The following is an 11,966-nucleotide window of genomic DNA, read 5'->3' on the forward strand; positions in this document are numbered from 1 at the left end:
TACGTCCGGACAGCCCGCCCTGAAGGTCCGCTTGTGGTGGACACCTTCCTGCGAGTTGCTTGCGGTTTACCGTTACGACTCGCCGCCGAGTAACGCCTTCAGGGTCCGATGGGTGAGGGGTGGCACCGCTGCTGCAGTGCGTCATCCGTTGGTACCGCTCATCATGGCTCCCGCATGAGCGCACTCATTACCGCGAAAGCACCTTACCCTCGCGTCACCCTTCAAATCTCCCACCGCTTTCACCATCCTGTCATACCCGCCTCGCTGCATCTCTCTGTTCTTCTGGGACGTTAGCCTGCTGGTGCCAAGCAGCAATGCGCCAAAGCTGTCACACTTACGCCGTTCCGTGGCCGATCGACATTCATGAGCGTATCTCCTCCCACATCTCCCTCGACAAGCGTCGGTTCGCCTTCGCATGCCAGTGCCCAGACACCTGCCGCGCCTGCCCCGTTTACCGGTGGCAAGCTTATTTTGGCCACCCTCGCGGTCGCGTTGGCAACGTTCATGAACGTGCTCGATTCATCGATTGCGAACGTCGCCATTCCGACCATTTCCGGCAATCTCGGTGTTTCCGTGGACGAAGGTACGTGGGTAGTCACGGTATTCGCCGCCGCCAATGCCGTCTCTATTCCTTTGACGGGCTTTCTCACGCAACGGCTTGGACAGGTCAAGCTCTTCGTCGGCTCGATCGTGCTGTTCGTGATCTCCTCCTGGCTATGCGGTCTGGCGCCGAACCTGCCCGTCCTGTTGGCGGCGCGTATCTTGCAGGGGGCCGTCGCCGGACCGCTGATCCCGATGTCGCAATCAATCCTACTCAGCTCCTATCCCAAGGAGAAATCGTCCATGGCGCTTGCGCTATGGGGAATGACCGCGGTGGTAGGCCCTATTGCGGGACCGTCATTGGGCGGCTGGATTACGGACAGCTATAGCTGGTCCTGGATTTTCTATATCAATATCCCCGTCGGCATCTTCTCGGCGGGTGTAACGTGGATGCTGTACCGGAAACGCGATACGCCCACGCGCAAAGTCCCTATTGACCTGATAGGTCTGGCATTGTTGATCACCTGGGTCGCATCCTTGCAGATCATGCTCGACAAAGGCCGGGACCTCGATTGGTTCGCCTCCCCCGTGATCCGCATTTTGGCTATCTGCGCGGTGATTGGGTTTGCGTTCTTCGTTGTATGGGAGCTGACAGAAAAGAATCCCGTAGTGGACCTGCGGCTCTTCCGCGGTCGAAACTTCTTTGGCGGCACCGCGGCTGTGGGTGTTGCGTATGGCGTGTTCTTCGGTAATCTCGTGTTACTGCCGCAATGGATGCAGCAGTACCTCAATTATCGATCGGTGGACGCCGGACTGGTGACCGCGCCCTTGGGGATTTTTGCTTTGATCATGTCCCCTATCATCGGCAAGGTGCTACCTAAAATGGACGCCCGGATCATTGCGACGGCGGCGTTCGTCGGGTTCGCGATCTGTTTCTTCATGCGCGCGAACTACGTGCTGGAGGTGGATACGTTCCATCTCGTCTTGCCCACCTTGTTGCAGGGTATCCCAATGGCGATGTTCTTTGTCCCGTTGACCTCGATCGCGTTGAGCGGCTTACCGCCAAGCCGCATTCCAGCGGCAGCAGGCCTGTCGAATTTCGTGCGGGTCTTCTGCGGTGCGGTGGGCACGTCGCTCGCAGGCAATGAGTGGAACAATCGTATCGCCCTCCATCATGAGCGGCTTACCGAACAGGCGAACATCTATAACCCGACATTCCAGCAATCGTTGCAACAGTCGCAGCAACTGCTACATATCAACGAAGCACAAGCACGGGGTTTATTCGATCTCAATCTGACGGCGCAGGCCGCGATGATGGGCTTGAACGATATTTTCTTCATCTCGGCCATCATCTTCCTGGCGATCATTCCGCTTATCTGGATCACCAAGCGTTACCGTTCAGGCAGCGCGGCCAGCACGGATACCGCGGCTGGTGCGCACTAACTGGCCCGATTTCAGTCGTTGGCCTGCTGGTCCTGCTCCTGCCAGATCTTTTCGGCCAAATGGAAGGCCGAGTTTGCAGCAGGGACGCCGCAATAAATCGCGCACTGCAATAACACCTCCTTGACCTCCTCGCGCGACACGCCGTTGTTGCGCGCGGCACGCAGATGTAGCGCCAACTCCTCGCCCCGGTTCAACGCGATCATCAACCCAATGGTCAACAGACTGCGGGTATGCCGCGGCAAGCCGTCGCGGGTCCAGATGCCGCCCCATGCGTAGCGGGTGATCAGATCCTGGAATTCCTCGTTGAACGGTGTGAGATGCGTAAGCGATCGATCGACGTGCGCCGAACCAAGGACTTCACGGCGTACCGCCAGTCCCATTTGGTAGCGGGTCTTTTCCTGCAAGGCGCCACGATCGAGAAAGTCCAGCAGCACTTGCGTATAGTTAGAGGCTTGCTCGATATTGGCAATATGGCCGGTTGCCAGCTCCTTGTACCGCGCGCCTGCTATCTGCGCATGCAGCCAACGGCCCTGCTCGGCACTGGTCGATAAATCATAGGTGCCGGCGATGACGAGCGTAGGTGTCTTGACCAAGGCCGCCTGCTCACGCAGATCTGCGCTCGCCAGCGCGCCGCAGTTCGCGCAATAGCCGTCCTGCGACGTGGACTTCAGGACGGCACGCAACGGTGTCAATGCTTCAGGATGCGCGGCCTGAAACCCTTCCGTGAACCATCGCGACAGGATCGTATCGGCAAACCCCGCCAGCGTCTTTTCCCGCACCGTATCGACACGCGTTTGCCAGGATGCGTCCGTGCCGACCTTCGCCGCGGTGTTGCTCAATACCAGTCGGTCCAGGCGATCCGGATGATGGATCGCCAACGCAAGCCCGGTCAACCCTCCCATCGAGATACCGCAAAAATGGCTACGCGTCACGCCGAGATGATCCCATAGCGCGATGACGTCGTCGCGTAATTGCTCGATCGTATAGGGGCCCTGCGGCGCGCTCGACTGGCCGTGTCCCCGCGTGTCATAGCGCAGCACGCGGAAATAACGCGATAGCACATCGGCTTGTGACCACCACATCGTCAAGTCCGTTCCCAATGAATTAGAGAACGTCAACCACGGCGCACCGTCGGGTCCTTCGACACGATAGCGCAGGCGCACACCATTGACGTCCGCCCATTGGTCTTGCACCTGAGGTGTCGCGCGATCCGTCGCGTTTGGCTCCATCGATTGTCTCCAGTCAGAATATGCGAATGTTGGTGTATCAGTTTGCAGCGTCAAATCGGGCGAGCACGGCATCGACGAACGCGCCGGCCTGGCCCGTGTAGTGCGCCGGGTCCAGCAACCGCGCAAGTTGCGACTCGGACAATTGTGCGCGGACTTCCGGCTGCTCCTGTAGCAGATCACGCAGTGGCCGCTTTTGCGCTACCGCCGCTTTTGAAGCGGCTTCCACGAGATGATGCGCTTCCATTCGGCCCAGGCGCTCGCCCAACGCCAGCATTACCGCCTCGCCGAGAATCAAACCGCGGGTCAGCTCCAGATTCGCCGACAGCCGCGCCGTATCCACATTCAACCCATCAAGCATCGCGTTTGTCGCATCCAGCGCGCCGCTGGTCAGCCGTGCGATGTCGGGGAGCGCGTCCCACTCGGCTTGCCATCCCCCCAAGGCCCGCTCGTGTTGCTGCACCATGCCACCCAGCATCGTAGCCACCAGCGGCGGCACCCGGTGCGCCGCGGTCAGCACCGCAGCGCAGCCGACAGGATTGCGCTTATGGGGCATCGTCGACGAACCGCCTTTGCCCGCGCCGGCAGGCTCCGCCAATTCACCTATCTCGGTTTGCATCTGCAAGGCGACGTCATTGGCAAGTTTGCCTAGACTCCCTGTCAGCATGCCCCAGCCGCATGCCAACTCGGCCAAGCGATCGCGCTGAGTATGCCAGGACACATCCGGCACCCGCAGATCAAGCATCCGCGCCAAGGTGACGAGCACCGGCTGCGCAAGCGCCCCAAGACTGGCCAACGTCCCCGCGGCCCCCCCGAACTGCAACACGCGCACTTGCTCGCGAGCGCTTGCGAGCCGGGCGCGATGGCGCAACATCGCATCGAGCGCTTGCGCGAACTTCAGCCCCAATGTGATCGGTAGTGCCTGCTGCAGCCACGTTCGCCCGACTTGCGGCGTGTCACGATGGGCGCGTGCCAGCGTCGCGAGCTGGTGGCTGAGGCGCTGCAACGCGGCGTCGATCACGTCACAGCTTTCCAGTGCCTGCAGGACGGTCGCCGTATCGATGATGTCCTGGCTCGTCGCGCCCCAATGCACGAAGCGCGAAGCATCCGCGTCGCGGACCTTGACCACCGCTGTCAACTGTTTGACCAAGGGAATGGCTGTGTTACCGGCCGTCGCGCTGGCATCCAGCAGTGCGGGTATGTCGAAGTTCTCGACACGACACGCGGCGGCAATCGGCTCTACCGCCGATCGTGGCACGACACCGACTTCCGCGCTGGCCCGCGTCAACGCCGCTTCCACATCAAGCATGCGTTGTAGCGTGGCTTCGACATCCCAGATCGGCAGCAGCGCCCGGCCACCGTAAAGCGTGTCGGTCAGGCGCCCGCTGGCTTTTGCCTTACCGGAATGCGGAGTCTCGGATATCGGATGCATGAATAAACTCGTGTATGTTCGAACAGCGAACGTATATTCTTTAAGCGAACAAGTTTTTTATAGTAGGGGTCCGCCAAGACCGTTGTCAACGGACGCAATCGTGCAAGGAGAAGAATCACCGTGATTTTTCCCGTTTCACGGGTAAACCATAGGCACCGCCTCTTGGCACAGCCCGATGTCGGGCAATCGCATGAAATGCATCGGTGGATCAAGCAAACGTACCGCAACGCCAGCGAGGTGCGTCATCGGTCCGCTTTTCTGGCCAGATGCTCGCCGTTCCGACCGGAACGCTTGCATCCGGCATGCCGAAACACACTGCACTACCCATTCGCGCTATCTTAATTTAGCAGCGTCGCGCAGGCAGCTCAGCCAGCCCAGCAATGCAGCGGGAGCTTGACGATCCACTGGCAAGATCATCCCGACAGGCTCTTCGGAGCCGGCGGTGGAAATCGGAAGGGTGGCGAGCACACCCCGTGTCACATCTAGTCTCACCGCACTATGGGGCACAAACCAGACAAAATGATGCTCGCGAGTCAGCTGGCGACCTACCGAAACCGATACTGTCTCGATATTCGGCCCATTGGCCAGCGCGGCGCCATCCTGCAGCGTTGCGAGGATGCGATTGGCCGCTTCCCTTATCAACGTGCCCGCTGGCGGCAATATCAACGGATGGCGCTGCAATAGCGTGGCCGTGATACGGCCTTCCGATAGCAATGGATGCGTCGGGGACACGCACGCGCACAGCGGCTCGCTGCGCAGGAATTCGAAATTGAGCCCGGCCATGGCCGCCGGATCAGCAATACGCCCCAGCGCCATATCGAGCTCCGCGTCGCGCATACTGTCCAACAGCATGCGATTGGTGCCGGTAGTCAGTGACAACGTGACATGCGGCCAGGCTTCGCCGAAACGACAAATCGCGTCACTCACCCAGTCACTGACGAGTGTGGGCAAAACACCCACCCGGAGGCGTTCGGGACCGAGATCCGCTGCATGCATCGCCGCATGCACGCCATCCTGAAGACTGATCATGCAGGCGGCGGCGTGTCGTTGAAAGACCATGGCCGTCGGCGTCGGGGTCGCGCCGTTACGGCCGCGGGCAAACAGCGATACCCCCAGCGCGTCTTCCAACTCCGTCAAAGTCTTCGAGGCCGCGGGTTGGCTGATCGACAAGGCATCGGCGGCCTTCTGCAGGCTGCCCTGTTGCAAGACGGCCAGGAAACATTGGAGATGACGCAACTTGATACGATTGAGCGTATTCATGAAAACGGCTTCGACTTGAAACAGGGTGGCTTTAAAGGGAATAGGTTGCGATATAAGGGTTAACACCCTGAAACCGCCGGTTTGGATAACCCTGAAAAAACACCATTTTGCATGCGAATCAGTTAAGCATACAGTGTCGACATTGCAGCGCCGATTAAAAACCCCGCAATAAGCGGCACCGTTCCGCTGCTCGGATACACGACGCGCCCCCAATAATAGGAGACATGACATGTCCACGGTATTGATCACCCCACGCGATTGGGAAACGCAGCCCGCGTATTCCACGCCCCCTTATCGCTCAACCGCACTGCGCGCGCCGAGCCACGGGTTGATTCCGCTCCCTGCGAAACTGCGTGACCTGCGTGCGCCGGTCTATGGCGCTGAACGGCTTGGTGCGCTCGATCACGACTTGACGCGCAACGCGGCCCGTAACGGTGAGCCTCTCGGCGAACGCATCATTGTCACGGGACGTGTGCTGGACGAAGGCGGCCAACCAGTCCGCAACACCTTGGTCGAAGTCTGGCAAGCGAACGCCGCCGGACGCTACGTGCACAAAGTGGATCAGCACGGTGCACCGCTCGATCCGAATTTCCTCGGCGCCGGGCGATGCATGACCGACAACGATGGACGCTACCGTTTCATGACGATCAAGCCGGGCGCGTACCCGTGGGGCAACCATCCGAATGCGTGGCGCCCGCAGCATATCCATTTTTCATTGTTCGGCGATTACTTTGCCTCGCGGCTGGTGACCCAGATGTATTTTCCGGGGGATCCGCTGTTTGCATTCGATCCTATCTATCAAGGTACGCCGGAAGCCTATCGCGACCGGCTGGTCGCACGCTTCGATCTGGATACGACGGAGCCCGACTTCGCCCTGGCATATCAATTCGATATCGTCCTGCGCGGTCCGCAACAAACGCCGATGGAGTAAGCCGACATGACCACAACCACACAAAACGCCACCTCGGCCAAGCACAGCACGACGTCGGATCATCCGCTCAAGCAGACACCGTCGCAGACTGTCGGTCCGTATTTTGCCTATGGCTTGACGCCGACGCAGTATAACTATGGCTTCGAAAGCCTGTTCACGCCCGTCATCGCCCAGCCTGAGGCAAAGGGCGAACACATCACGATCACGGGACAGGTGTTCGATGCGAACGGGGTGCCCATCGCTGATGCCCTGCTGGAATTTCTGCAACCGAATAGCGAAGGTCGATATATCGGCACGCCGCAGGAAGCCGCTGAAACCGGCTTCAGCGGCTTCGGTCGCGTTGGTACCGGAACGGACCCGAAGGCACGTTATACGATCGACACGTTGAAGCCAGGCGTTGCCGTCGCGGGAGACGCGCCGCACATCAATGTCATCGTGCTGATGCGCGGTCTGCTGGTGCATGCGTTCACGCGCATCTACTTCGATGACGAAGCGGCCGCGAACAGCAATGACCCGGTGTTGAGCACGGTGCCCGCCGAACGCCGTGCGACACTGATCGCCAAGCGCGAACCGATTTCCGGCAAGAAGACCTATCGATTCGATGTCCGCATGCAAGGCGATGGGGAAACCGTGTTTTTCGACCTGTAACGCGACAACGTCGGTTATCTCGCTCATGGCCTATCGTGGCGAGAGATAGCATGATGAAAGGAAAGAGGCCGGGATCATGCGTCCCGGCCCCTTTCCTTTTATTCAAGACCCCCGGACGACTCGCGTCGGCGCGTGGGGCACCGCCTTATTCGTCGGCGTTCGCCAATTCGAAGCGAACTGGCTGAGCACCTTCCCATAGCGTGCGCACGCCCAGGTCACGCAGCTTCTCCTTGCCTTCGACGATGGTCAGGAAGTGATTGCCGGCCAGTTGCCCTAGCTTGCTGGCAAAGCAGCAGGAACCATATGCAAGAATGATTTCGGTCTCGCTATAGCCGCCCGGATAGAACAACACGTCGCCGACGGACGGATGGCTCGTGTGATTCTCGAAACCCACGGGCTGTCCGTCGAGTTCCAGTTTCCAATCACCCAGCGGTACCCAGCAACCCTCGCCGCTCCACCGGACATGGATCAGCTTTTGTTCGTACGGTAGCAACGATAGGAAGGCCTTGACCGTATGCGGTGCATCGGGGTGGGTTTCAGCAATGAATACGTCGTCGCCAGAGGTGATCTTGATTCGGGTCATGGTAGTGGTGTGGTGTTCGTATCGAGCGCGGGCCTAGCCAAACGGGCCGGACACCGCTGTTTTATGCAACCCGGCAATGATGCCTTCGCCGCTTTCCGTACGCAACTCATCGTACCAGGCTTGTGTCGCGGTCGCGTCGCTCCCGTGAAGCAATGCGGCGCGGGCGCGGGCGCGCTCAATCACCTGCCTGACGCGCGGCAAGCGTGCTTGCGCAAATATCTGCAATGCCTCCGGCAAGTCATCGTGCCGTCCCGCGTCCAACGCTCGCGCCAGCAGCCACGCATCCTCCATTGCGAGGCAACCGCCCTGGCCGAGGTCCGGTGCCATCGCATGCGCCGCATCGCCGATCATGACCACGCGACCGTCGTTCATCCGGGGAACCGGGTCCGTATCATAAATCGCCACCCGCGCAATCGTCTCGGGGTCGAGCCGCTCTATCAAACGCTTCACCTGCGGCGCCCAACCCGCGAAATGCATTTCCAACGCGCGACGATGTTGCTCCGGATCCGTCTCCGCCGGCATGTCCGCCTCGGCTTCCGTCATGGGTACATCGAAAAAGAAGTAAAACTCGCCGATTGCCCCCCCGCGTCCTCCAGGGTGACCTCCGGTTCCCATCGGCATCAATGACACCCGCTTGCCTTCCCCAACAAATTGCTCCCACGCATCGGGCTCCGCCAGGTCACGCGACACTGGAATGCGCCCATTCCAATTGACGTACCCCCGATAGCGTCGCGGGACCGGCACGCCAGCCACCTGGTCGCGCAATCCGGACCGATTGCCGTCCGCCACCACGAACACGTCCGCGCGGTGCATTTCCCCGTCGTCCAGCGTCACGGTCACACCATCGGCGTCCTGCGAATAGCCGACGCATGCCGCCCCAAGCACCACATGCGCCGGATCCACCGCTTCGAGCAATAGTCGCTGCAGCGCGGTACGCGCAATAGGTTTGGCGCGCTCGTGTACCGATTCGTAGAGAGGCCGCAGCGCGAAACGCGTCATCAGATGCCCCCCCTGATCGCGATAGCTCATCGTGTTCATCGTGCCTGCCGCGACGTCCATGCCGACGCCCAAGCCGAGCGCGCGCAGCACCTTCACACCGTTCGGCCAGACGGAGATGGCGGCTCCAATCGGCTGCAGCGCACGGGTGCGCTCGAAAACACGAACCAAGTGACCTGCGCGGCGTAATGCGAGCGCCGCGCTCAACCCGGCGATGCCCGCTCCCGCGATAATGATATCGAGTGGTTTGTTCGTATCCATTGCGGCATCTCTCACGATCAATGCAACGTCTCGAAAACAACGCGACGGATCAGGTTCGAATGCGATCCAGCTCCGCCACACTCCGCCATTCCTCGGCAGCCAGGCCATCCACCGTGTCCCGAAACGCTTCGCCCGCAAGATCGAGATCCTCGGCTGACACGGTCTCCAGTGGATTATGGCTGATACCGCCGTTACCGCAACGAACAAATAACATCCCGACATCCGCGATGCGGCTCATTTCCACCGCATCGTGCCCCGCCCCCGACGGCAGGTAACGCACAGGCACGCCCAGTCGATCCAATGCCCGGCCAAACCGGGACTGCAACCCCGCCGCGCACGGCACCGTGTCCGATGCCAATATCAGTTCCGTCTCCACAAGCACACCACGGCGATTGCAAATTGCCTGTATCCGTGTCATGACATCCGACACTGCGGCATCGCGCACCACGTCGTCTCCCGCGCGGATATCGACCGACAACAAACAGCGGCCCGGCACCACATTGACCGACCCGTTCGGCACCTCCAACCGTCCCACCGTCCCGACCAACGTCGGCACACCGCTACAGCGCTGCTCTACATACAGGGTGATTTCCGCTGCCGCGGCAGCGGCGTCACGCCGCAAATCCATCGGCATGGCACCGGCATGTCCGGCCACGCCGGTCAGGTGTACCAAATAGCGCTTGCTACCAGATATCGCCGTTACCACGCCTACCGGCAATTGCTCGGTGAACAGTACGGGTCCCTGTTCGATATGCACTTCCAGGAACGCCACTAGGGTGGCCGGATCTCGCTTCGCTTCACGTAGCGCCAGATGCAACAACGTAGCGGGATCATCGATAACGCGACCGTTCGGCCGCCCCGCCTCGGCAAGTTGCGCCGCGTGCGTGACGATGACATCACGCAGCGTCTGACCGGTTTCGTCCGCGCGCGCAAGCACCGTATCGTCGATATTGCCGGTCAGCGCGCTACTGCCGAGAAACGACGTCTTGAAACGGACGCCTTCCTCTTCGGCGAACGCGATCACATCGATATGAAACGGGAATTGTTCGCCGCGCCGATGCATTTCGGCGATCAGCGATATCGGCAACAGGATGCCCACGCGACCGTCATACTTGCCGCCATTGCGTACCGTATCGTAATGCGAGCCCGTGATAAGCGTGCGCGCCCCCGCCACCGACGACCGATATCGGCCGATGACGTTGCCAAATACATCGACATGCGCTTGCATGCCGGCTTGCAGCATCCACCCCATGATCAAGACGGCACAGGCGCGATGCGTCGGAGTCAGGTAGGTACAGGTAAGTACCGGAGTGCCATCCGCTCCGTCGCCGGGGCGGTCCTCGCTATGCTCGGCCAGCAATTCGCACCAGCGCATGACCTCCCGGCCATGAAACGCCTGACGGCCAAGCAAGTGGTTCAGCCGCAATTCGGCGATGCGATTGACCTGGCGGACGGCCTCCGCAAGTTCATCGCGACGTTGCGCACGCATCCGTCGCCGCAGCGTCGCGAGTACCGAGTCAAACGATATGCCGGCGGTCCATTCCGCGTCCCGTGATCCTTGCCCCGCGCCGTCAGACCACCCGGAAGCAGCACGGCTGTCATGACCTTCCACGGCCAGGACGAACGGAAAACCGAATCGCTTGTGATAGGCCCGCTTTTCCGCGGCCAACGCCTCGCGCCGCGCTTTCGCAGCGGCGGAAGCGTCTCCTGGCACATCCGGATTTCCATCATGGACAGTCGATCTCGCGGCCGTGGCGGGCACGGTCCAATCGTCATCCAGCGTCGCCGCCCCGTCCGCAAGGTCCGCGTGTGCCCGAATCACGGTCAACTGCTCGTCCTCGGTGGCGGTCGACACGCAGCGCCACAATGCGTGCAGCAACGCAGGCGCACTGACAAACGGGCGCGCCACAGAGATGCGACGAATGACCCATTCATTGTGGGCGTACAACCCTTGCAATGCGACGAGGAACCCGTCGTCGTCCTCCGCATTCAACTGTTCGATCGTGATTTTTCGCTTCATCATGGCCTTCCCCCGCTGCGCCGCATTATCGCTCAAGCGCGGCCCTGGCGTCAGGCTCACTGCATTGGTGTTGCTGAAAACGCGCGCCCAGGGGTGCGGAACATCAGCCCGCATCGCCCCCGGCGAGTTTTCTCAGCAGGAACAGCACCGCCACTCGCTCCACCGCAGTCAGTTCGGCCATTGTCAGTTCGCTGATGCGCGCGGCCGATGGCGTTGCCTCGGCCACCCGTTGCACGCCGGCCTCGGTCAGTTCGACGACAGTCTTGCGCCGGTCCGACGCATCGGTACGCAGCGCGATAAGGCCACGGGCGCGCAGTCGCTCGATGATGCCGCGTGCGGTCGCCGCGTCGATCGCCGTCGCCTTCCCCAAGTCGCTCATCGATGACGGCCCCATGCGCCGGCTGGCGCTCAGCACCGCGAATTGCACGGCGGTGAGTTGTGGATCTGCGATGTTTTGACTGAAGATCGCGAGGTGACGTTGATAGGCCTTGCGTAACAGATGGCCGATCTGCTGCTGCACGTCGTAGTCCGCCGGCATCTTGGCATCGGGGCGATCCGGTTCTGCATCGGACGGAAAAAGGGAGCGGGGAGAGGATTCGGTCTGCATGGCGCGATTGTAGTCGATC

At 60.9% G+C, this 11,966-nt stretch carries 10 protein-coding genes; 3 read left to right on the forward strand and 7 right to left on the reverse strand.

The window, feature by feature from the left end:
- Positions 1–363 precede the first annotated feature (363 nt).
- Positions 364–1,983 (forward strand): DHA2 family efflux MFS transporter permease subunit, encoded by a 1,620-nt coding sequence (locus tag WM40_RS17885; protein ID WP_046153558.1) that lies wholly within the window; start codon positions 364–366, stop codon positions 1,981–1,983.
- 11 nt (positions 1,984–1,994) lie between these two features.
- Here WM40_RS17885 and pcaDC read toward each other — a convergent pair whose 3' ends face one another.
- The 3 genes from pcaDC to WM40_RS17900 all read right to left on the reverse strand — a co-directional run bounded on the left by pcaDC (position 1,995) and on the right by WM40_RS17900 (position 5,901).
- Positions 1,995–3,212: a bifunctional 3-oxoadipate enol-lactonase/4-carboxymuconolactone decarboxylase PcaDC gene (pcaDC, locus tag WM40_RS17890; RefSeq protein WP_046153559.1), complete on the reverse strand. Its 1,218-nt coding sequence runs from the start codon at positions 3,210–3,212 to the stop codon at positions 1,995–1,997.
- Between the two features lie 37 nt (positions 3,213–3,249).
- Entirely contained in the window at positions 3,250–4,641 is a 1,392-nt protein-coding gene (locus WM40_RS17895; RefSeq protein ID WP_046153560.1) for a 3-carboxy-cis,cis-muconate cycloisomerase, read from the reverse strand.
- A 333-nt stretch (positions 4,642–4,974) separates the two neighbouring features.
- On the reverse strand, positions 4,975–5,901 hold the full coding sequence (locus WM40_RS17900) for a LysR substrate-binding domain-containing protein (RefSeq protein WP_024904574.1): 927 nt from the start codon (positions 5,899–5,901) through the stop codon (positions 4,975–4,977).
- A gap of 229 nt (positions 5,902–6,130) precedes the next feature.
- On the opposite strand from WM40_RS17900, the gene pcaH reads away from it, so the two are divergent.
- Positions 6,131–6,832 (forward strand): protocatechuate 3,4-dioxygenase subunit beta, encoded by a 702-nt coding sequence (gene pcaH, locus WM40_RS17905; protein WP_024904575.1) that lies wholly within the window; start codon positions 6,131–6,133, stop codon positions 6,830–6,832.
- 6 nt (positions 6,833–6,838) lie between these two features.
- A complete protein-coding gene (pcaG, locus tag WM40_RS17910; RefSeq protein ID WP_024904576.1) occupies positions 6,839–7,480 on the forward strand; it encodes a protocatechuate 3,4-dioxygenase subunit alpha in 642 nt (213 codons plus the stop codon).
- Positions 7,481–7,625: 145 nt separating this feature from the next.
- Here pcaG and WM40_RS17915 read toward each other — a convergent pair whose 3' ends face one another.
- From WM40_RS17915 to WM40_RS17930, 4 genes are all read right to left on the reverse strand, one after another.
- Entirely contained in the window at positions 7,626–8,063 is a 438-nt protein-coding gene (locus WM40_RS17915; protein ID WP_024904577.1) for a DUF3830 family protein, read from the reverse strand.
- Between the two features lie 33 nt (positions 8,064–8,096).
- Entirely contained in the window at positions 8,097–9,320 is a 1,224-nt protein-coding gene (locus WM40_RS17920) for an FAD-dependent monooxygenase (RefSeq protein WP_046153575.1), read from the reverse strand.
- Positions 9,321–9,369: 49 nt separating this feature from the next.
- On the reverse strand, positions 9,370–11,343 hold the full coding sequence (locus tag WM40_RS17925) for a hydantoinase/carbamoylase family amidase (protein WP_046153576.1): 1,974 nt from the start codon (positions 11,341–11,343) through the stop codon (positions 9,370–9,372).
- 100 nt (positions 11,344–11,443) lie between these two features.
- Positions 11,444–11,947: a MarR family winged helix-turn-helix transcriptional regulator gene (locus tag WM40_RS17930; protein ID WP_390174018.1), complete on the reverse strand. Its 504-nt coding sequence runs from the start codon at positions 11,945–11,947 to the stop codon at positions 11,444–11,446.
- Positions 11,948–11,966: the final 19 nt, after the last annotated feature.

It is taken from the genome of Robbsia andropogonis, assembly GCF_000970345.1.
Taxonomy (GTDB): Bacteria; Pseudomonadota; Gammaproteobacteria; order Burkholderiales; family Burkholderiaceae; genus Robbsia; species Robbsia andropogonis.